Source organism: Streptomyces silvisoli (assembly GCF_029269905.1).
Classification (GTDB): domain Bacteria; phylum Actinomycetota; class Actinomycetes; order Streptomycetales; family Streptomycetaceae; genus Streptantibioticus_A; species Streptantibioticus_A silvisoli_A.
On sequence record NZ_JARJBC010000018.1, the window covers coordinates 66,945 to 87,399 of the forward strand.

A 20,455-nucleotide genomic window follows, 5' to 3' on the forward strand; every position below is an offset into this window, starting at 1 on the left:
GCACCGTGATCCCGCGCGGCCGCGCCCTGACCTGGGGTGGGCCGCCCCCGGCGCTCGACCACGCATACGTAGCCAGGGGGAGGTAAGACGGATAGACAGGACGACACCGGGAGGAACACCATGCAGCGAGGCAGTGACCGGCTCAGCGTCTACCGTGACGACGAGATGAAGCACGAGTTGCAGGGGCTGATCCGCTCCGGGCACGCGACGCGGGTGGCGGAGTGGTTCGACCCCGAGCCCCTGGCCGACGACGACCCGGCGGTGGCCGCGCATCCCGTACCGACCGGTATGCGCGGGGAGGACGCGTTGCGCTTCGAGCTGGCACGCCACCTGGGGCGCAAGAAGTTTCCGGCCAAGCGCAGCGCGCTGGTCCGTGAACTGGTCGCCCAGCACGCCCCGGACGCCCTTGTCGACCGGGCGCGGGCACTGCCCGCCGACACCACCTTCCACAACGTGCAGGAAGTGGTGGACGCGCTGCACCGGCGCGCCGCCTGACGGCCGGGCGCCACCTCGCCCACGGCGAGGTGGCGCCCGTACCCGGTCGGCCGGCGGTCAGCCGCCGCCCGTCAGGGTGGCCAGAGCGCGTACACCCCGGCCCTGGACGGTGAGGGTGTCGGGTGACCCCGCGTCGATGGAGAGCGCGAGGTCGTCCGCGGGCCAGCCCTGCCCCAGCAGCGCCAACCGCACCGTGCGGTAGCTGTGGACCTGCGGCAGGGCGAGGGTGAGCCGATCCTCTGAGGTGAAGACCGGTACCAGGCGCAATCCGTCGCTCTGCTCGAACACCGGCAGTTGGAGGCCGCCCGGCTCACCGTCGGGGGATTCGACGTTGTCCGGAACGGGCACCAGCACCTCGCTGGCGGCCAGCGTGCCCAGCGCCACCACGTCGTTGCTGTCGGTGGCGAGCTGGTGCAGTGCCTGCTGCGCGGCGTCCCGCGCTTGCGGCGAGTTCGGTTCGTTCTGCTCGGTCATCGCGGCGCTCCTCGGATACGGTCGCCGGCCGCCCGGTGCGCCCGGCGTCGAACCTGCCGCGTACCCGAGGAGGCTCAGGACATGCGCCCCGCAGGGCAAAGAAACACGTGAGGGGCACCGGGTTCAGGACACGGTCAGCACGATCTTGCCGCGGGTGCGCCCCTCGGTACTGGCGCGCCAGGCCTCGGCGGCCTCGGCGAGCGGCAGCTGCCGGTCGATGTGCACGGTCAGCGTTCCCTGATCGGCGAGTTCGCCGAGGGCGGCCAGGTCGGCGGAGTCCGGCCGCACCCAGACGAGGTGCCCGCCCGCCCTGGCCACGCCCTCGGCGTCCACGATCGAGGCGATCCGGCTGCCGTCGCCGTCCACCACGACCTGCTTGGACACGGCGACCGCGTCACCGCCCACGTAGTCCAGGGCCGCGTCCACTCCGTCGGGGGCCAGCGCCCGCACCCGGTCGGCGAGCCCGTCGCCGTAGACGACCGGCTCGGCGCCCAGTGAGCGCAGGAAGTCATGGTTGCGCTCGCTGGCGGTGCCGATGACCCGGGCACCGGCGGCCACCGCGATCTGCGTGGCCAGGCTGCCGACCCCGCCCGCCGCGGCGTGCACCAGCACGGTCCGGCCCGCGCCGGGGCCGCCGACCGCGCGCAGCGACTGGTAGGCGGTGAGCCCGGCCAGCGGCAGCCCGGCCGCCCGCACCCAGTCGAGCGAGGCGGGCTTGCGGGCCAGGGTGCGCAGCGGGACCGAGGCCAGCTCCGCGTACGTGCCGTGCTGTACGTAGTCCATGCGCGCGTAGCCGTACACCTCGTCGCCGGGTGCGAACTCGGTGACGCCGGGGCCGACCCGTTCCACCACGCCCGCCAGGTCCCAGCCCGGGATGAAGGGGAAGTAGACGGTCAGCATCGCGTCGAGGTAGCCCTTGCCGATCTTCCAGTCCACCGGGTTGACCCCGGCGGCCCTGACCCGGACGAGGACGTCATCGGGTCCGACCTTCCGTTCCGGTACCTCGGCGATTTCCAGGTTCTCCAGGCCGCCATAGGCCCGCACCACGATTGCCTTCATGATCGCGAAAACGAGCGGTGGCGAGGGGAGCAATCCCCCCGCCACCCGTTCGGCCGAGCGGAGGTTACAGCGCGGCCTGGAAGGCGGGCAGGTAGCCGCCCGACTGGCCGTCCGCCGTCGGGTGGTACGAGTCGGAGATCGGCCAGGTCACCGCGTGCATCCACTGCGTGCCGTCGCACAGTTCGTGCCCGGCGAAGTAGCCGCGTACGTCGGCGAAGGTGAAGCCGCTGTACTTGGCGGCCTCGGTGGAGATGACGCTGTCCAGCAGGTCGGCTGCCTTGTCGAGGGCGGTGCGCTTGGTGTTGTCGAGCCCGACGCAGCCGCTGGAGCGGGACAGGTCGTAGAACTCGGGATAGCCGAGCACGACGACATGGGCGTTGGGGGCGGCGGAGCGGATGTCCGAGTACAACGTGTCCAGGATTCCGGGGAGTTGGCTCCTGGCCTTGCTCTGCGCGGACGAGATCGCGTTGGTGCAGGTGCTGTCCCCGCCCAGTACGCAGCTCTCCATGACGCTGGAGAATCCGACGTCGTTGCCGCCGTCGGTGAGGCTGACCAGGGTGGTACCGGAGTTGAGGGCGGACAGCTGGCCGCTCTCGATGTCGGCGGCGGTGGCGCCGGTGCACGCCTCGAAGCTGAACGAGCTGGGCGAGTTGGCCTGCTGGTACAGGTACGGATAGGCGTTGGTGCTCTGGTCACAGCTGTTGAGGTAGTTGTCGGTGGAGCCCACTCCGGAGGAGTAGGAGTCGCCGAGGGCAACGAAGTTGCCCCCGCTGGCGGTTGCGGAGGGGGCGCCGCCGAGGGTCATGGCGGCGGCCGCGGCGAGGCTTACGGCGGCAGCGAGCAGGGATGGTCTGCGCACGGGGTTCCTCCACGGGGTGATGCGGAAGAGTGGGGGTGGTACTCGCGGGTAAGCGCGAGCCCTACCCAGCAGTAAGGCGCAGACGGGGCGGGCGGTACAGAGGCGTGCGCCATGATTCAACCGATATCGCCAAGTTTTCACTTGTCGTGCACACGACCGCCACGTACCCCGCTGTTCACGGCCGTTGACCGAACCGGCTCAGTTCCCGTAGCCGATGGCGAAGATGTGCGCCGAACCGCTGTCCGTCACCGGCAGGGTGATCGAGGCCACCCGCTTGTCCGGATCGATCGGCACCTTGGTGGCGAAGACATAGGTCTTCACCGTGTCCCTGCCCCCGTCACCGGTGTCCCGATAGGGCGTACTGACCACCGTGGTGTCACCCGGAATCGGGCTGCTGGCACCGGCGTTGAGCGTCCAGTCCGAGAAGCCGACCGTCGCCTTGGACGTACTGCCGTCGGTGTAGGTGACGGTCAACTGGCCCTTGGCACCGTCCTTCGGGGCGTTGGTCGCCGCGCCCAGCAACCCCAACGACCCGGCACCGGAGGGCGAGGCGGTGGGAATGGTCTGGCCCGCCATGGTGATGTTGTCCAGGGTGCCGGGGGCCACCTCCGGCCAGATGTACGAGACGCCGTCCACTCCGACATCCGAACCCCCGCGAACTCCCGCCTCGTCCAGGGCGTTCTCCGAGTAGGCCGCGCCGTCACCGTCGAACCCGCCGGTGTAGCTGGAACCGTCCGGATACACACCCTCATCCGTGAAGTACGGCCAGACCTCGTCCTGGTGTGCCACCACCGCCCGTAGCACGGCCTCACCGAGCGAGCCGCCGGATGCGTTGGACAGCGCGAACGTCACCGGATACACGCCCTCCTTGTCGTCCGCCGTCACCTTGACCTGCTCCTCGGCTCTGCCGCCCGGTGCGACGGTCACCGAGCCGTGCGCCGGGGCGACGGTCACCCCGGACGGCGCGGTGGCCGACCATGCCACCGTGATCGGGGTCGCGCCGATGTTCGCCAGGTCCAGGGTGCCGGTGCCGTTCTCGCCCGGCGGCACCACCAGCCCGGCGCCCGAGGGACCGGTCGCCGCCAGCACCCCGTGCTCCCCGGTGGCGTCGGACGGCGGCGCCGCGGCGGGCGACGAGGCCCAGCCGGTGTTGGGCGCGGTGCCCAGGGTGTAGTCCAGGTCGGCACCGCGGCTCAGCGCGCCGAAGCCCAGCCAGGCCTTCTGCCAGTCCTGCCCGTTGACCCGCAGCGCCTGCACGTACGGCGCGTCAGGCGCCGCCTGCGGGGCGTTGATCCGTACCGCGTTTCCGTTGCCCAGCCTCAGCTCGGCGCGCGGAAAGACCGGGCTGCCCAGCGCGAGGATGTCCGTGCCTGCGGTCTCCGGATAGAAGCCCAGCTCCGTCCAGACATACCAGGAGGCCATCTCCCCCAGATCGTCATTGCCGAACGAGCCCACCGGGGCGTTGAACCAGAGCTTCTGCTCCGCCTGCCGCAGCACCTGCTGCGCCTTCCACGGCTGGCCGACGTAGTCGTACTCGTACGGGATCTCGATGCTGGGCTCGTTGCTCAGGTCGGCGTTGGTACCGGACGGGTTCGTGATGTTGCCCAGCAGACTGTCCAGGTACGCGCTGTACGCGGCGTTGCCGCCACGGGCGGCGACCAGCGCCCTGATGTTGAACGGCACCATCGGCGTGTACTGGGCCGAGGTGCCCTCGACGAAGCCGTTGGAGGTCGCGGGGGTGAAACCGGCGGCGAACTCTCCGTCCGCCTTCTTCGCCTGCAGATATCCGCTGCTCGGGTTGAACACGTTCTGCCAGTCCTGTGCCCGGGTCGCGAACCTGGTGTACAGGTCCTGGCGGCCCAGTGACCTGCCCAGCCAGGCGACCGCGTAGTCCGCGATGTCGTACTCCTGCTGGGTGGAGACCGGGCCGTAGAAGTTGCAGCAGCCCCAGTCCTTGCCGTCGATGGGCAGATACCCCTTGGCGTCCCTGACCGCCTCACCGGGACGGTTGTTGTTGGGCTTGGTGGCCTCGTGGACCAGCGCGTCCAGGGCGTGCCGGCTGTCGAAGTCACGCGCCCCGAAGGCGTAAGCGCCGGCGATGATGCCCGCCGCCGGATCACCGACCATCACATACGTCTCACCGTTGTTCTGCGCCCACTTGGGCAACAGCCCTGTCTGGTCGTAGCCGTTGAGCATCGAGGTGACGACATCGCTTTCGACCCTGGGGTCGACCATGGCCATCAGCTGCGCCTGGGAACGGTAGATGTCCCAGCCGGAGTAGTTGGCGTACTGGGCCAGTTGGCCTCGGGCGAGGCGGTGCACCTGGTTGTCCATCCCCATGTACTCGCCGTTGACGTCGGAGAACACATTGGGATGCAGCAGCGCGTGGTACAGAGCGGTGTAGAACTTCACCTGATCGTCATGGCTGCCGCCACCGACCCGCACCCGGCTCAACACACGGTTCCAGTCCTGGTGGTCGGCCTGCCGGAGCGCGTCGAAGTCCCAGCCGTGGACCTGCGCCACCCGGTTCCTACGGGCGTTGTCGTCGCTGGTGTACGAGATGCCGACGGCCGCCCTCACCGTCTGGTCGGCACTGGTGTCGAACGTCAGGTACATCCCGTTGGCCCCGGTCACCGGCGGGCCGACGGCGCCGCGCCTGCGGGGCGTCGAGGGCCCGTGCGTCGACGGCGAGGGCTTGCCGTGCACCGTGAAGTCCGGTCCCCTGGCCGGGCTCGTCGCGTCGTGCGGGCCGAAGGTCTGCTGCGGACGGCCCTGCTCCAGCGAGGTGGCGTTCTCGTCGATGGTGTCGCCGACCCAGGTGCCGGTGCTGGTGAACGGGTGGTCGAACCTGATGTCGAAGTGCAGGGTGTAGGTGTTGTTGGCACCGCAGAAGTGACCGCTTTGCACCGCGCCGACGACCTCGTGGTCACCCACGACCTCGGCCCGGGTGCCGTCCACCTGTGTGGCGCCGCCACTGAGCTTCAGCAGCAGATGGGAGTCCGCGGATCCGGGGAAGGTGAACCGGCCGAGGCCCGCCCGGGTGGCGGTGGTCAGTTCCGTCTTGATGCCGGAGGCGTCGGTCACCCCGTAGTAGCCGATCCCCGTCTGCTCGTCCTCGTGCCGGAAGCTGGCGGAGGTGTCGCTGAGGTTCCCGGACAGCTCGCCGGTGACCGGCAGGATCGGCACGTCGCCGGCGCCCGGACAGCCGGGACCCGACAGATGGGTCAGACTGAAGCCGGAGATCTTGTCGTCCTTGTACTCGTAGCCGCCGCCGTCCGGGCGGTGCGGGGCGGTGTCCGGACTCCACTGGAGCATGCCGAACGGCGCGTCAGGGCCGGGGAAGGTGTCCACGCTTCCCGAGGTGCCGATGAGCGGGTTCACCAGCGAGGCGGGATCCTCCACCAGGGTGGCGGCGGACGCGGGCCCGGCGCCCAGCGTCTGGATTGGCAACGCCGCCAGGGCCAGCACGGCCACGGCGGCGATACGTCTACGGAATCCGGGCGCGCTCACGCGCGGCGGTCTTGCCATCACGTGCCTCCACGGGGCGGTTGGAACTTCACGGATGGACCTGCGGGCGGTGGCGCCGCTCGCGCGACGCCACCGATGACGCCGTCCGGACGGCGCGTCCGAACGGGTGACAACGTTGCCAGCGTGTACGGGGGAAAAGTCAAACGGTCCACTGACGCGGTGTCAACACTGCGGAGGCGCTTGCGCTAAGCCTTTCGAGTGACGCCGGGCGGGGTCGCGGGGGCAGTTGTGGCTGCTGGGGGTACGGGGGGCGCCAACCCGCCCGTCCCTTCGCCGGCTCCCGGCCGGTGGCGGCAATCGGGCCCGCGCGCCCGATTGCCAGTGCGCCATACGGTGCGGGTGCGTGGGCTGGGGTCACGCCCCGCCGCCTGGCGCCCGTCCCCCTACTCCGGCTGAAAGGCGTACGCGTCCGGGACCGGGTGCTGGGCCCGGGCCCGGCTGCGCACCGTCTCCGTGACGGGGCCGGAACCCGCGACAAGCCGTTCCGCCACCGCGAACCACGTCTCGCTCAGCGTCTCCTCGCCCTCCGCCAGGTCGTCCACCTCGAACCCGGCGTCGAAGACACCGCGCGCCCCGCTCACGTCCCCAAGCGCCAACAACACCTGCGCCGCCAGCAAGCGGAACCGCCCGCGCCGCCGTACCCCCGGCGCCAGCGCCCCGAGCATCGTCTCCGCGTCCTCGGCCCGCCCGGCCGCCAGCAGGGCGGGCACCGCCTCCCGGGCGAGGGCGCCCAGCACGGTGTCCCCCTGCCCCGACTCCACCGCCAGCGCGAAGGCGCGCAGATACCGCTCCGCCGCCCGTTTCGGATGCCCCGACTCCGCGTCCGCGACGGCGAGGCACCGCACCACCCAGCACGACTCCGCCGCCTTGAGCGAACGCTCCCAACTGCGCACCGCCTGCGCCCGGTCACCGGCGTGCCACTGCGCCACCCCGAGGTGGTACTCGACCAGGGCGTCCGCCTGCGCCGTCTCCAGCAGCTCCCGCCAGTGCGCGGCGACCAGCGTCGGCCCGGGCGGCACGTCCAACGAACCCGTTGGCAGGCGGCCGTTGTGCAGCAGTTCCACCCAGGGGCGCTGCTCCTCCCCCAACGTCGCCTCGTCGAACGGCGTACCGGGCAGCTTGAACCGCCCGTGCAGCACTTCCAGCGCGCCCCAACCGGAGCCCGCGGCGAGGATTTCCCTCGGCTCGGTGTCGGCGCTCGCCAGCCAGGCGCGGTACGCCTCCTCGACGTACGACCGCGGCAGCGCCGCCTCCAGTCCGCGCGCCACCGCGTCGCGCGCCGCCGTCCAGTCCGTGCCGTGCGCCGCGTCCGGATCCGTCGAGAGCGGACCGTAGGCCTCCAGCCAGGAAAGTTCACTGACCGGCTCCATGCGCAGGTGCTCCAACTGCGTTCGGGCCAGCCCCGCTTGGATCTCGATGTACCCGTCCGTGCCGGGCTCGGTGAGCCAGCGCTGCCAGCGCTGCGATGCGGGACCGTTTCCCCACAGGAACAGCTTGCGTCCGCGCAACTGGTCCGTGGAGGTCTGTACGAGCCCGTGCCCCTCGCCGTCCAGCGCGGCGATCCACTTGCGCGCGGAGTCCGGCACCTCGTAGAAGTAGTCGGCGGGACGTTCGCCGCGCACCGGGTACGTGCGGTCGGCGCCCTGCCACCGCGGCACGGGGACGCGGCGCAGCGACCGCTGGTATCCGAAGTGCCAGGCCTCCTCGGCGGGGACGATGACCCGGGTGTCCGGGCTCTCGGTGACCGCGGTGTTGGACCACCAGTACACGGGCGCGGGCCGGTGGTGCGGGTTGCGAATGCGGACGCCGACCAACAGGAACTCGGCGTCCTCCGGCAGCCACAGGTCGACCTGGAACGGCAGGTCGCGCAGCCGCTCCCACTCCCACAGCCGCAGCATCTCGCCCCCGTCGGGCGCGGGCACCCGCGCGGCGTGTACCGGGGCGCAGCACAAGGTGGTGTGACCGGTCGCGCCGATGTTCCATTCGATGCCGCCGGAGAACCAGGCGCCTGCCAGCCCGAAGTCCGCGGGCTGCAACACCGGGTTGCGGTAGAGGAGTTCGCGTCCGGTGGACTTGTGCACCAGGGAGTACACACGTCCGCCGAGGCCGGGCAGCACGGTGGCCCGCAGACGGTCGTTCTCGATGACGATGGCGTCGAGGTCGGTGGGCGTGCGGTGGCGGTCGTATCCGTCGAGTCGACGCACCGGCAGCAGGGAGCGCAGCGGCGCGTAGCCGATCTGGCGCGCCATGTCCGCCGGAAGCCCTGCCCGGTCGCGCTCATGGACCTGGTGCGGGTCGGCCGGGGTGCGCAGAGCGGGCAGCGGGTTCTCCTCGCCGAGGTGGGCGGCGGGGAGGGTGATGCTGGTGCGTCGCACGGTGGTGGCCAAGGCTGCCCCTTTCTGACTGGTGGCGGTGCCGCGGGTCCGGTTGGCGGGCGAAGCTCCGCGTTTTCCCATCGAACCCGGTGAGGTCCGGGGCCACCAGACCTTTTCGCGGACTGGGCGACACCTTGACGTAATTCCGCGGGAGCGGCCGACGGTAATTGAAGCGATCTTTACCGATCCCGCGTTTGGATGTGTGCCGCATCCTTAATGCGCCGACGCGGCCAGGACGGCCGAGTCGCCCGCCACCGTGCGGCGTTCACCGAGCGACCCGGCCTGGTCCGGCGGCCGTACACCGGCCTCGCGGCGGTGGGGCTAGGAGCGCCGCAGGCCCCGCAGAACCTTTCCTTCCGTGGACAGGTAGCCGTTCCGGTAATCGAACCGCCGGGTTCCGGAGAACATCAGGTACAGGTACTTGTAGTTCTCCGCGAACCAGTAAGCGGGCAGCAGATCACCTCGGCCCATTGGTGTCGTCGTCACGTCGGTGGCGATCGTGTAGCCGCCCGGCACCCGGAGATTGTCCCGCATGGCGGTGAAATACCGGTACGCGGTCCGCTTGTAGAAAGCGTCGTGCGTCAACCGCCACAGGTCGAAGGACGAGTTGGGGTACTCGGGCCGCAGTTGGTTGCCCTTGTCGGTGGCCTCCAGCGTGCGGTAGTCGAGCCCCTCGGGCAGCACCGGATACCGGTCGAGGGCGGCCGTCCACGAGCGGTAGTACGCCGCGCCGTCCCGTAGGTCGCCGCCCTTGCCCAGCAACCCCGCGTAGAAGGAGGCCAGTTCGGACTGGCTGGTGCCGGTCTGTGCGCCGGTGGCCGGATCGACCTGGCGGAACCACAGGTGGCCGGTGCTGGTGTCGGACTGGTGGCGCAGGATGGCGCGGGTCAGTGTCCGGTACCAGTCGCGCAGCCGGGTATCGCCGAGCAGCGCGTAACCGCCCCACAGGTACTCGTAGAAGGAGTCCACCGGCGGGTTGGGCGCGGTGGAGCCGGGGTCGGTCCAGCGGCCGGTCTCCGCGTCGATCGAGGTGCCGAGCAGGTCGAGCGAACTGCGTTTGGCGATGACCGCGCGGTACGCGCGCAGGGACGCGTCGTAGTACCGCGAGTCACCGGTGAGCTTGGACAGCAGCCCGAACTCCATGCTGTTCGTGCCCGCTTCGGCGAGCGGGACGTTGGGGCCGCTGACCGCACCGGTGCGCAGGTTGACGTGGGTGTACGGGATGCCGGTGGGCGAGGAGGTGAAGGCGGGCAGCAGGTGGTCGGTGAACTCGCGGCACAGCGTGAGCAGTTTGTGCCGCCCGGTGGCGAGGTAGCCCGCGAGCAGGCCGCCGACGAGGCGGATGACGGCCTCGAAGACATGGACGTCGGCGTCCTGGGCCGGATCGAAGTGCTGCTCGATCCAGTCGCAGCAGCGTGCGAGTTCACGGTCCTCGCCCATCAGGAACAGCGTGTCGAGCGCCTCGACTATCGACAGTCCGAAGGTCTTGCCTGCGGCGAAGAAGTCGTTGTGGGTCCCGCTGACCGGGCGCACTTCGTCGTAGCCCCACGCGGTCGAGGTGTAACCGTGCCAGCCGTGCAGGAACTCGGCGTGGACCTGCTGGGTGACGTGGGCGTCGCCGGGAAGTGCGGCCGGGTCGCCGGTCATGGATCTGGACCTCCCGGCGGCGAGGGCGGGCAGGGGGGTTAGCGCGGTACCGGCGAGTGCGGTGGCGGCCGCGCCCAGCAGGGTGCGGCGTGACGGGCGCCATGCGGCGGGCTCTTGGGATGCGCTGGAGAGGGGTCGCATGGCCCACGGACACTACTCGTGGGACAGCGCCCGCCCAAGGGGATGCGCGCGACCGGTGCGGGTGCGTGAGCTGATTGCGGCCACTTTCCCGGTTTGGAACAACGACCCATTGACGAAAGCAGGTTGGCTGTCCATCAGCGCGGCGTCGACGCGGTTGCGATCGCCGCGCCGTATCCGTCGTCCACGGGGATGTCGGCCAGCGCCCAGCCCGCCACGGCCGCGGGCTCGGGTCCGGTGCCCACGTACATGCGCTCGGGACCGCCCGCCAGGCCCTCGCCGGTGCCCTTGAGGTAGGCCTCCTTGCGGGTCCAGCAGCGGGAGAAGGCGAGGACGCGGTCTGCCGGGGCCAGTGCGGCCAATTCGGCCTGCTCCAGCGGGTGGAGGGTACGGGCGACGTCGTCGGCAACCGAGAGCGCGGGGATCTCCTCCACGTCGGCGCCGACCGGGTTGGCGGCGACGGCGATCAGGACCAGGTCGCCGCTGTGCGAGAGCGAGAAGTGCGGTGCGCCGCCGCTGACCGCGGGACGGCCGTGCGGGCCGGCGCACAGCGGGCACGACTCGCGTACGAAGACCATCTCACCCGGTGCCGTATCCGTGTACGCGCCCAGCAGCCGCCGCAGCCCGACGTGCGCGACCGCGTAGCGATCGCGGTCCTCCGCCCGGACGAACGCCTGGTGGCGCCGGCGCTCCGCCGCGTCCAGCACGTCGAGTCCGTCCGATTCGGCCTTGTAGCTGGAAACCCGCAGCAGCCACACGTGCGCCGGCTCCCGCACCCCGGGCCGCTCAAGCCCACCGGTCAACGTTCCGGTACCAAGTACACGCGGAACAATCCGCGCAGGCGGCGTCGGTACGGTCATCTCTCCAGCCCTCGGACGTCCCAGCAGTACCTCCCGATCTTCCCACCACCCGGCCAACTCCCCAATATCCGCGTGCTCCCGGCCCGCATCTCCCGCCAGGATGGCTCCATGACGTCTGCGCTGGTACCTCCCTTCGTCGTCCCCACCCTCCCCGCGGGGGACGCTTTCACGCTGCGCGCCTGGTCGCTGGAGGACCTACCGCTGATCCGCGAGGCGTCGGCCGATCCCTACATCCCGTGGATCACCACCGTGCCGAGCGTGTACTCGGCGGCGGCCGGCGTCGAGTTCGTCGAACGGCAGTGGCGGCGGGCCGTCGGCGGCGAGAGCTTCTCGTTCGTCATCGCCCGCGACCGCGGTCCTCGTCCCGTCGGTGCGGCCTCGTTCCGACCGCTCGGGGAAGGGCGGGCGTCCCTCGGCTACTGGGTCGCCGCGTCCGCACGCGGCCAGGGAGCGGCGCTCGACGCGCTGCGGGCGATGACCACTTGGGGCCTGCGAACGCTGCGCCTGCCCCGACTCGAACTCCTTGTGGAACCGTGGAACACGGCGTCACTGCGCACCGCCGAGCGCGCCGGATTCCAGCGGGAGGGGCTGCTGCCCGGTGGGCGGTGGATCGCCGGTGAGCCTCGGGACGTGGTGGTGTACGCGCGGCTACGCGGCGGCGGAGGAGCGCCGCCGCAGCAGTGCCCCCGTGACCACCGTCAGGGCCGCCAGGCCGAAGGGCCAGGCCTGTGTCGGGACGCCGCGCAGTCCTTCCGCGCCCTCGACGTAGAGGACCATGCCCGCGGCCGGGATCGAGAGCCATTCCCAGCGGCCGTCCAGACAGACCAGCGCGACCACCAGTAGCGCGTACCAGTAGTAGCCGGGCGAGGTGACGAGCAGCGCCGTGCCGGTCACCAACAGCGCGCCGCGCCAGGGCCGTTGGGGGTCGCCGAAGCGCAGCACGTACAGCGCGGCCAGCGCGATCAGCGCGACGGCGACCGGCCCGGCCCACGCGTCCGGCAGTACCAGCCGCAGCAGCGCGAACCGGCCGACGCTGCCCGCGTCGTACCCCTCCTCGTGCAGATAGCCGGGCAGGTACCCGATCACTCCGGTGCCCGAGACGACCACGTACGGCAGATACGCGAGGGCGATCACCAGAACGGCGGGGACCAGTACCCGGGCGGCCTCGGCGAGCCGGCCCCGCCAGCGCCGGCCGGGAGCCAGCACGCCGGACAGCGCACCGGGCAGTGCGAGCGCGGGCAGGAGTTTGACCGCGATGCCGGCACCAAGCAGCGCCCCACGGCGCACCCCCGGCCCGACCGCGAAGGCGAGCACCATGAACAGCACGCCGAGGGTGTCCACATGCGCGTCGTTGACCGCGCCGAAGGCCACCGCCGGGCACCACGCCCACAGTGCCGCCCGCCAGGGATCGCCGCGCCGCCGCAGCACCAGCAGCAGCGCCCCGGCCGTCGCCACGGCCAGGACCGCGCCCGCGACCTGGAAGGGCTTGTGGCGGCTGCCCGCCGGGGAGACCGCGTGCACGCCCAGGTACCAGCCCTCGGCGACCGGCGGGTAAATGGTGTGCACCGTCGGCCTGTTGATGTGGGTGCACACGCCTCCTGGCGCCGGGTGCAGGTCCCAGGCCCGGCACGCGGTGCCGGAGGGGAACAGCCAGGGGTCGCGCAGCCGGGCCAGTTCCGGCGCGGCGGGCGGATAGGCGTACGGCGAGATCCCGGCAGCCTGCACCCGGCCGTCCCACGCGTACCGGTACATGTCGTCACTGGTGCGCGGCGGCGCCGAAAGCGCGGCGGCGGCCAGCGCCACCCCGCCGACCAGCACGAGCGCCACCGCCGCCCGGCGCGGAACCTTCCGTACCGCCCAGACGGCCGCGGCGAACAGCGCCCAGCCCACGCCGTACCAGGCCAGCAGGTGGTCGGGCGCGCCGAGGTCGCCGCCGATGCGCACGGTGGCGGCGGTGACCGCGGTCAGGACGGCGAGCAGGGCGGCGGTGATGACAGTGCGTACTCCCACAGGTGCCACGGTGGCAGCCGAGGCGGCGCAAGGCGATCTTCCCGGGTGCGGTGTCCGCATTCCGTAAGGAGTCACGACCCCCCGTACGCGGCTATTCCGCTGTGGGATGGAGCCATGAGAGCGATGGGATTCCGACCGCCGCTGCCCGTCTTCCGGGGGCGGTTGCATGACGCGCGGACGGCGACGGTGATCGGCCGGGCGCTGGGCGCCGCCATGTTGACCTGCTTCGTCACCGGAGTTGTCAGCCACTACCTTCAGCAGCCGCCGAGTTGGGCGGTCAACATGCTGCCGAGCCGTCCGGTGTGGGGGTACCGGCTCACCCAGGGGCTGCATGTGGCGAGCGGCATAGCGGCGGTTCCGCTGCTGCTGGCCAAGTTGTGGACGGTGTATCCCCGGCTGTTCGGATGGCCGCCGGTGCGGTCGGTGCTGCACGCGCTGGAGCGGCTGTCGATCGCCGTGCTGGTGGCCAGTGCGCTGCTGGAGCTGTTCACCGGGCTGTTGGACACGGTGCAGTGGTATCCGTGGCCGTTCCCGTTCCGCCAGGTGCACTTCGCGCTGGCCTGGGTGGCGGTGGGCTCGCTGCTGCTGCACATCGCGGTCAAGGCGCCGGTGATCGCGGCGAGTTGGCGCCGCGTCCGGCCGGACGCGGAGTCGGCGGACGTGGACGGTCCCGACCGGCGGTCGTTCGTCGCGGCGGTGGGCGCCGCGGTGGGCGCGGTGACGCTGACGACGGTGGGACAGGCCTTCGGTCCGCTCAAGGACCTCGATCTGCTGGGGGCGCGCCAGCCGGACCACGGCCCGCAGGGCCTGCCGGTCAACCGCACGGCCGCCGCGGCGGGCGTCACCGCGGACCTGGTGTCCGACTGGCGGCTGCGTGTGGTGGGCCCACGCCCCTACGAGCTGACGCTCGCCGAACTGCGTTCGCTGGCGCAGCGGTCCGCCGTCCTGCCGATCGCCTGTGTGGAGGGCTGGAGCAGGAACGGGCACTGGACGGGAGTCCCCATACGGGACCTGATCGACCGCGCGGGCGCCCCACCGCACGCCCGGGTCCGGGTGGTGTCACTGGAGCGCGGCGGGAACTACGGGGTGTCGGAGATGGGCGCCTCCTACGCCCGCGATCCGCTGACGCTGCTGGCGCTCTCCCTCAACGGCCGACCGCTGTCGTTCGACCACGGCTTCCCGGCCCGGATCATCGCCCCGAACCGCCCGGGTGTACTCCAGACCAAGTGGGTCACCCGGCTGGAGATGCTGTCATGAAGACCCGCCTGGTGATCGGCGCGTTGGGGCTGGCGGCCTTGGGCGTCGGCCTGTCCGTCCTGCTCACCGATCCCTATGTGCGCGACCCGTTGGACGTCGCCTGGTGGCTGGCGGGGGCCGTGCTGCTGCACGACGGTGTGCTGGTGCCCGTGGTGCTGGCGGTCGGGGCCGCGCTACGGGTGCCGCGCCGGGTGCGCGGTCCGCTGCGCGGCGGCCTGATCGCGGCGGGATGCGTGACCGCGGTGGCGCTGCCCGCCCTGCTGAGGCCAGGCCCAGTGGCCAACCCCTCCGTGCTTCCCCTGGACTACGGGCGCGGCCTGCTCATCGCCCTGGCCGCGGTGGCCGCCGCCACGGTGCTGGCGGCGGCCCGGTCCGGGATCCGGTCACGGCGCGAAGCGACGGGCGCCGGTGACCGACCACACCTCGGCGACGCGGTCGCCGTCCAGGGCCAGCATGTCGATACCGCTCTTGGTGGTGACGTCGCCCGCCGCGTCGGGGACGTCAACGGTCCAGCGCGCGGCCACAGTTCGGGTGGCCAGGTCCACCGCGGGCGTGCCGTCCACGGCGTAGCGCAGTCCGGGGGCGGGGTACCGGTCCCGGAACTCGCCGATCAGGAAGGCGATGTCGGCGGGTCCGCGGAAGGCGTCGGCGGTGTCGGCGATGGCGGACGCGAAGCGGATGCGGAATCCGGGGGTGAGGATCAGCTGGGCGAGCGCTAGGTCGCCGTTCCAGAGCGCCGTCCACTGGTCGAACAGGCGGATGCCGTGGGCGCGGGTGAGGTCAGTGGTCCGGGTGTGCGTGGTCATGCCGAACGCCTTTCGCAGAGGGCCCGTCGAACTCGTCGGGAACGACTCTGGTGGGCTTCGGCGACACCCCCCTGTCGGTGTTTGCGGCCGGATCGTCCATGGCTCTGGCGCTACCTGGCGATCTCGCTCAACCGGGCCTTCTCCCGGCCCAGGGTGTCCAGTTCGCAGAGGTCGACCAGGCGCGGTGGAGCGATCTCGTCCAGTTGTTGCGCGTCCTGGACACGGTCGAGGCGGAAGCCGCGCACCGCGTCCCGCAGCCGGCACCACCCGATCAGGTACCACCGCTCACCGCCGAGGAATCCCAGCGGCTCGACCAGCCGCTCGGTCGTCTCACCCCGCGCGTCCGCGTAGACCAGCCGCAGCACCCGCCGGGCGGACAGCGCCTCCCGTATCACCCGCGGCACCTCGGGCGACGATGACGACGGCACCAGCAGCCGCACCCGCGCGGCGAACTCCCCGGCCGCCGCCCGCTCCCGCTCCGGCATCACGGCGAGTACCTTGCGCAGCGCGTCGCGTGCGTCGTCCTCGAAGGGTGTGCCGGCGAGCGTGTGCAGGCCGACGGCGAGCGCGGTGGCCTGCCCGGGGGTGATGTTCAGTGGCGGAAGGGTCCGTTCCCGGTCCAGGACGTAGCCTCCCGAGCGGCCCTGTTCCGCGTAGACGGGAACGCCGGACTGCTGAAGGGCGTTGAGATCGCGTTCGATGGTGCGGGTGCTGACCTCGAAGCGCCCGGCGAGCCAACGGGCGCTGCGGGGGCGGGGCGAGGCGGCGCGCAGCTCCTCAACGAGCGCGTACAGCCGGTCCGTGCGGTTCACGGCGACGACCCTAGCCGGGATCCTCAGGGCTGGTCGGGCGGTGCGCAGCGACGCAGGTCCACGAAGGGGCGGCCGTCGGCCTCCCAGCGCTCCGCCGGGCTCCAGCCGGTGTCGGCCGCCGCCGCGAGCAGGGCGCGGGTGCCCAGCCGGGCCCAGGGGAAGTCGCTGCCGTGCCTGCCGCGGGCGTCCTCCACCCGTACCGTCAGCCGCTCGTCGACGTCGTACGGCGCCGCCTCGACCAGCAACCGGCCTGCGGGGGCGAGGAGTTCGCGTATCCGCAGCAGCAGCGCGTGCGGATCACCGCCGATGCCGATGTTGCCGTCGGCCAGCAGCGCGGTGCCCCAACTGCCCTCTGCGGGCAGCCTGTCGAACACCGAGCGGTGCAGTACGGCTCCGCCCGCGCCCCGGGTGCGGGCCACGGCGGCCGGGCTGACGTCGACGCCGAGCGCGCCGTGCCCGTACGCCGTGAGCGCGGCGACCAGACGGCCGGGTCCGCAGCCGATGTCGAGCACGGGGCCCTGACATCGGCGCAGCAGCGCGGTGTCCGTGGCGTCCGGCGCGGCGCACCAGCGCTCCACGTCCAGTGGCAGCAGCCAGCCGTCGGACCGGCGCAGGAACAGCGGGCCGCGCCCGGTGCGCAGGGCGCGCGCGTACGGGTCGTCCACCCACGGCCGCCGAGTTCGCTGACGCTGCGTCAACTCTGTGATGCTCATGAGACGGTCAACCCCGTGAGCAGGGCGGCGAACCGGGAGCCGGGCGCCTCGGCGGCGACGGCGGCGGCGTCCGCGGCGGTGTCGACGTCCCGTAGCGACGGCAGGTCGCGGACCCGCAGCCCGGCGTCGACCAGCCGCTGCCGCTGCACCGCGCCGGTACGACTGGTGGACATCGGTACGCCGCGCAGCAACGCGGGATCGGGACTGGCGAGCCCCAGCGCCCAGAACCCGCCGTCCGCCGCCGGTCCGAACCACGCGTCGCACTCCCGCCACGCCCCCGAACCCAGCGCCGGGGCCAGGAGTTCCGGGCTGAGCTGCGGGGTGTCCATACCGACGAGCAGGGCGGGGCCCTCCATGCAGGCGCCGAAGGCGGCGGCCAGCCGCTCGTCCAGTCCGCCCGCCGCCTGCGGCAGCACTTCGAACCCCGGCGGCAGCCACGCACCGGGCGTGCCGTCCAGCACCAGCACCCGCCGCCGGGCGGGCGCCCGCCGCACCGCGTCCAGGGTGTCCACCAGCGCGGCTTCGGCCAGCGCCGCCGCCTGGAGGGGGCTGAACGGCGGGGTGAGCCGGGTCTTGACCCGGCCGGGCACCGGCTCCTTGGCGATCACCAGCAGGGTCGCCGGGCCGGACGGTCCGGCGGGCGTTGGCCGTCCCGCGCTCATCGCGCCACCCCCGCCGGGCGGCGCAGCACCGCCCGCATGTCCCGCACCGCGTGCCAGGTGCCCCGCCAGGTGCCGGTGACCTTGGAGCGGCCCGTTCGCGGAGCGTACGGAACGTCCAGTTCCAGCACCCGCCAGCCCTCGTCGGCGGCGCGCACCACCATCTCCAGCGGATAGCCGGAGCGACGGTCGGTCAGGTCGAGGGCCAGCAGTCGCTCCCGCCGCGCCGCGCGCATGGGGCCGAGGTCGCGCAGCCGAAGCCCGGTGCGGCGGCGGATCATCCGGGCCAGTTCGCGGTTGGCGAGGCGGGCGTGCACCGGCCAGGCGTGGCGCGCGGTCGGCCTGCGGCGGCCGAGCACGAGGTCGGCGCGGCCGTCCAGTACGGGCTGCGCGACGGACGGCAGCAGCGAGGGGTCGAGCGAGGCGTCGCAGTCGCAGAAGCACACGACCTCGGCGGTGGCGGCCCGCAGCCCCGCGTGGCAGGCGGAGCCGAAGCCGCGCTCCGGCTCGCGCACCACATGCGCGCCGAGCTTCTCGGCGATCTCGGCCGAGCCGTCGGTCGAACCGTTGTCGACCACGATCGCCCGCCAGCCGGGCGGGATCCGGTCCAGCACCCAGGGCAGCGCCGCCGCCTCGTCGAGGCAGGGCAGGACAACGTCGATCAGCGGGGCGTTCTGTGGACTGCCGTCGTCTGGCGGCGAGGGGTTCTCGGTCACCCTCCTCACCCTACGAAGACAAAAGCCGCATTCAGGATTCTGGATCCTTACGAAACACGGACGTCGCGCCCGGCGGGCGGTCTCGCCCCGACGCGCCGATGGCCCCGGTGCGAGACTCGAGACGTGACCACCGCAGCAGCTCACAACACCGCCCGCCGGATCCTCGTCGTGGACGACGATCCGACCGTCGCCGAGATCGTCGCCGGGTACCTGGACCGTGCCGGATTCGCGGTGGAACGGGCGGCCGACGGCCACACCGCCGTGGCCCGCGCCGCCGCGACACGACCTGACCTGGTCGTGCTCGACCTGATGTTGCCCGGCATCGACGGCCTTGAGGTCTGCCGCCGGATCCGCGAGCAAGGACCGGTGCCGGTCGTCATGCTGACGGCGCGCGGTGACGAGGACGACCGGATCCTCGGCCTGGAGATCGGCGCGGACGACTACGTCACCAAGCCGTTCAGTCCCCGCGAGCTGGTGCTGCGGGTGGAGTCGGTACTGCGCCGGGTGGGCGCCCCGACGGCGCCCGGCCCCTGGCTGCTCTCCGGCCCGCTGGCGCTGGATCCGGCGGCGCGCCGCGCCACCCGGGGCGGCGCCGAACTGGCCCTCACCATCCGCGAGTTCGACCTGCTCGCCTTCTTCCTGCGGCATCCGGGACGGGTCTTGGGCCGCGAGGAACTGATGCACCGCGTGTGGGGCTGGGAGTTCGGCGACCTGTCCACGGTGACGGTCCATGTGCGCCGCCTCCGCGAGAAGATCGAGGACGATCCAGCCCGGCCCAGGCTGATCAGCACCGTGTGGGGGGTCGGGTACCGGTTCGATCCGCCGGACGGTACGTCGTCCGGCGGGGAGGCCTCGGGTGAGGGCGCGCCGTCCGGCGACGGCACGGATGGGGCGGTAGCCGATGCATGACCTGCTGGTGATCGCCGCGTACGCCGCGGCAGGCGCCGCCCTCGCGGGCCTGCTGGGCGCGTTCGCCCTACGGCTGCTGCGCAACCGCTCGGTCGCACTGGCGGTGGCCGTCGTGCCCACCGTCTCGGTGGCCGCGATGCTGGCCGGGACGTTGTCGGTGGCGTGGGCGATGTTCCTGTCCTCGCACGACCTGCGGGTCATCATCCTGGTCTGCGCGATGGCGGCCGTGGTCTCCCTCACCGTGGCACTGCTGCTCGGACGCCGGGTCGTGGCGGGCAGCCGGGCACTGGCCTCGGCCACCCGGGCGCTGGGCGACGGCGCCGGACTGACGCCGTTCACCGCCCCGGACGGCGCGCCGACCGCCGAACTCGCCGAGCTGGGCAGGGAACTGGCCGCCACCAGCGCCAAACTCGCGGCCTCCCGGCAGCGCGAACGCGCGTTGGAGGCCTCCCGGCGCGAACTGGTGGCCTGGATCTCCCACGATCTGCGCACCCCACTGGCCGGGTTGCGCGCCATGGCCGAGGCCCTGGAGGACGGCATCGCCGACGACCCCGCGCGGTACCACGCGCAGATCCGCACCGAGGTGGAACGGCTGAGCGCGATGGTGGGCGACCTGTTCGAGCTCTCCCGCATCCAGGCGGGCGCACTGCCCCTGTCACCGGCCCGGATCTCCGTGTACGACCTGGTGGGCGACGCCATCGCGGGCGCGGACGCGCTGGCGCGCGAGCACGGCGTACGGCTGATCGGGCACGGCGTCGAACCGGTGCCGGTGGAGGTCGACGGCCGCGAGATGACCCGTGTGCTGGCGAACCTGCTGGTCAACGCGATCCATCGAACCCCGGCAGACGGCACGGTCGCGGTGGCCGCGCACCGGGAGGCCAACTCCGTGGTGCTCTCGGTCACCGACGGCTGCGGCGGCATCCCGCCCGAGGACCTGCCACGGGTCTTCGACACCGGCTGGCGTGGCACCGGTGCCAGAACTCCTCCGGCGGGGGCCGGACTTGGCCTCGCCATCGTCCGCGGCATCGTGGAGGCCCACCACGGCTACGCCGCCGTCCGCAACGTACCCGGCGGCTGCCGATTCGACGTCGTGCTACCGGCGGCACCGAACTGACGGCACTGGTCCGGCAGTTCACGG

At 72.2% G+C, this 20,455-nt stretch carries 17 protein-coding genes and 1 pseudogene; 5 read left to right on the forward strand and 13 right to left on the reverse strand.

Annotated elements, in window-relative coordinates:
- Positions 1-120 precede the first annotated feature (120 nt).
- A complete protein-coding gene (locus P3G67_RS25440; RefSeq protein ID WP_269858875.1) occupies positions 121-495 on the forward strand; it encodes a DUF2795 domain-containing protein in 375 nt (124 codons plus the stop codon).
- Between the two features lie 57 nt (positions 496-552).
- Here the strand turns inward: P3G67_RS25440 and P3G67_RS25445 are convergent, their stop codons facing one another.
- The 7 genes from P3G67_RS25445 to P3G67_RS25475 form a co-directional block, all read right to left on the reverse strand.
- Complete coding sequence (locus tag P3G67_RS25445) at positions 553-969, reverse strand: SseB family protein (RefSeq protein WP_269858876.1); 417 nt, start codon at positions 967-969, stop codon at positions 553-555.
- Between the two features lie 123 nt (positions 970-1,092).
- Positions 1,093-2,028 (reverse strand): NADP-dependent oxidoreductase, encoded by a 936-nt coding sequence (locus tag P3G67_RS25450; RefSeq protein ID WP_276095575.1) that lies wholly within the window; start codon positions 2,026-2,028, stop codon positions 1,093-1,095.
- A 64-nt stretch (positions 2,029-2,092) separates the two neighbouring features.
- The gene (locus P3G67_RS25455) at positions 2,093-2,887 is read right to left on the reverse strand and encodes an SGNH/GDSL hydrolase family protein (protein ID WP_391858340.1); all 795 of its coding nucleotides are present in this window, start codon (positions 2,885-2,887) and stop codon (positions 2,093-2,095) included.
- A 198-nt stretch (positions 2,888-3,085) separates the two neighbouring features.
- Entirely contained in the window at positions 3,086-6,415 is a 3,330-nt protein-coding gene (locus tag P3G67_RS25460; protein WP_276095576.1) for a lectin, read from the reverse strand.
- Positions 6,416-6,798: 383 nt separating this feature from the next.
- Complete coding sequence (locus P3G67_RS25465; RefSeq protein ID WP_276095577.1) at positions 6,799-8,802, reverse strand: DUF5107 domain-containing protein; 2,004 nt, start codon at positions 8,800-8,802, stop codon at positions 6,799-6,801.
- Positions 8,803-9,111: 309 nt separating this feature from the next.
- Positions 9,112-10,578, reverse strand: coding sequence for a glycoside hydrolase family 47 protein (locus P3G67_RS25470; RefSeq protein WP_276095578.1), 1,467 nt, complete (start codon positions 10,576-10,578; stop codon positions 9,112-9,114).
- Positions 10,579-10,712: 134 nt separating this feature from the next.
- On the reverse strand, positions 10,713-11,378 hold the full coding sequence (locus P3G67_RS25475; RefSeq protein ID WP_276095579.1) for a 4'-phosphopantetheinyl transferase family protein: 666 nt from the start codon (positions 11,376-11,378) through the stop codon (positions 10,713-10,715).
- 165 nt (positions 11,379-11,543) lie between these two features.
- On the opposite strand from P3G67_RS25475, the pseudogene P3G67_RS25480 reads away from it, so the two are divergent.
- Positions 11,544-12,002 (forward strand): annotated as a pseudogene (locus tag P3G67_RS25480) (GNAT family N-acetyltransferase); the annotation flags it as partial.
- 81 nt (positions 12,003-12,083) lie between these two features.
- On the opposite strand, the gene P3G67_RS25485 reads toward P3G67_RS25480, so the two are convergent.
- On the reverse strand, positions 12,084-13,445 hold the full coding sequence (locus P3G67_RS25485; RefSeq protein WP_276095580.1) for a glycosyltransferase 87 family protein: 1,362 nt from the start codon (positions 13,443-13,445) through the stop codon (positions 12,084-12,086).
- A 123-nt stretch (positions 13,446-13,568) separates the two neighbouring features.
- Here P3G67_RS25485 and P3G67_RS25490 point away from each other — a divergent pair, with 123 nt between their 5' ends.
- Positions 13,569-14,702 carry a molybdopterin-dependent oxidoreductase gene (locus P3G67_RS25490; protein ID WP_276095581.1) on the forward strand — a complete coding sequence of 378 codons (1,134 nt, stop codon included), beginning with the start codon at positions 13,569-13,571 and terminating at the stop codon, positions 14,700-14,702.
- A 383-nt stretch (positions 14,703-15,085) separates the two neighbouring features.
- Here the strand turns inward: P3G67_RS25490 and P3G67_RS25495 are convergent, their stop codons facing one another.
- The 5 genes from P3G67_RS25495 to P3G67_RS25515 form a co-directional block, all read right to left on the reverse strand.
- Complete coding sequence (locus P3G67_RS25495) at positions 15,086-15,508, reverse strand: hypothetical protein (RefSeq protein ID WP_276095582.1); 423 nt, start codon at positions 15,506-15,508, stop codon at positions 15,086-15,088.
- A gap of 110 nt (positions 15,509-15,618) precedes the next feature.
- Positions 15,619-16,320, reverse strand: coding sequence for a helix-turn-helix transcriptional regulator (locus P3G67_RS25500; protein ID WP_276095583.1), 702 nt, complete (start codon positions 16,318-16,320; stop codon positions 15,619-15,621).
- Between the two features lie 23 nt (positions 16,321-16,343).
- Positions 16,344-17,033: a methyltransferase domain-containing protein gene (locus P3G67_RS25505; protein ID WP_276095584.1), complete on the reverse strand. Its 690-nt coding sequence runs from the start codon at positions 17,031-17,033 to the stop codon at positions 16,344-16,346.
- Positions 17,030-17,695 carry a TIGR04282 family arsenosugar biosynthesis glycosyltransferase gene (locus P3G67_RS25510; protein ID WP_276095585.1) on the reverse strand — a complete coding sequence of 222 codons (666 nt, stop codon included), beginning with the start codon at positions 17,693-17,695 and terminating at the stop codon, positions 17,030-17,032. Before P3G67_RS25510 ends, P3G67_RS25505 begins: the two co-directional genes overlap by 4 nt.
- A complete protein-coding gene (locus P3G67_RS25515; RefSeq protein WP_391858341.1) occupies positions 17,692-18,408 on the reverse strand; it encodes a glycosyltransferase family 2 protein in 717 nt (238 codons plus the stop codon). Before P3G67_RS25515 ends, P3G67_RS25510 begins: the two co-directional genes overlap by 4 nt.
- 159 nt (positions 18,409-18,567) lie before the next feature.
- Here P3G67_RS25515 and P3G67_RS25520 point away from each other — a divergent pair, with 159 nt between their 5' ends.
- Both P3G67_RS25520 and P3G67_RS25525 read left to right on the forward strand, forming a co-directional pair.
- Positions 18,568-19,317, forward strand: coding sequence for a response regulator transcription factor (locus P3G67_RS25520; protein WP_313881280.1), 750 nt, complete (start codon positions 18,568-18,570; stop codon positions 19,315-19,317).
- On the forward strand, positions 19,310-20,431 hold the full coding sequence (locus tag P3G67_RS25525; protein WP_269858890.1) for a sensor histidine kinase: 1,122 nt from the start codon (positions 19,310-19,312) through the stop codon (positions 20,429-20,431). Before P3G67_RS25520 ends, P3G67_RS25525 begins: the two co-directional genes overlap by 8 nt.
- The last annotated feature ends 24 nt before the right edge of the window (positions 20,432-20,455 follow it).

Excerpts from the sequence above, each read along its gene's own strand:
- P3G67_RS25445 (WP_269858876.1), bottom strand. The coding sequence starts at position 969 with ATGACCGAGCAGAACGAACCGAACTCGCCGCAAGCGCGGGACGCCGCG.
- P3G67_RS25470 (WP_276095578.1), bottom strand. The coding sequence starts at position 10,578 with ATGCGACCCCTCTCCAGCGCATCCCAAGAGCCCGCCGCATGGCGCCCG.
- P3G67_RS25510 (WP_276095585.1), bottom strand. The coding sequence starts at position 17,695 with ATGAGCGCGGGACGGCCAACGCCCGCCGGACCGTCCGGCCCGGCGACC.
- P3G67_RS25505 (WP_276095584.1), bottom strand. The coding sequence starts at position 17,033 with ATGAGCATCACAGAGTTGACGCAGCGTCAGCGAACTCGGCGGCCGTGG.
- P3G67_RS25460 (WP_276095576.1), bottom strand. The coding sequence starts at position 6,415 with ATGGCAAGACCGCCGCGCGTGAGCGCGCCCGGATTCCGTAGACGTATC.
- P3G67_RS25525 (WP_269858890.1), top strand. The coding sequence starts at position 19,310 with ATGCATGACCTGCTGGTGATCGCCGCGTACGCCGCGGCAGGCGCCGCC.
- P3G67_RS25495 (WP_276095582.1), bottom strand. The coding sequence starts at position 15,508 with ATGACCACGCACACCCGGACCACTGACCTCACCCGCGCCCACGGCATC.
- P3G67_RS25490 (WP_276095581.1), top strand. The coding sequence starts at position 13,569 with ATGGGATTCCGACCGCCGCTGCCCGTCTTCCGGGGGCGGTTGCATGAC.
- P3G67_RS25440 (WP_269858875.1), top strand. The coding sequence starts at position 121 with ATGCAGCGAGGCAGTGACCGGCTCAGCGTCTACCGTGACGACGAGATG.
- P3G67_RS25450 (WP_276095575.1), bottom strand. The coding sequence starts at position 2,028 with ATGAAGGCAATCGTGGTGCGGGCCTATGGCGGCCTGGAGAACCTGGAA.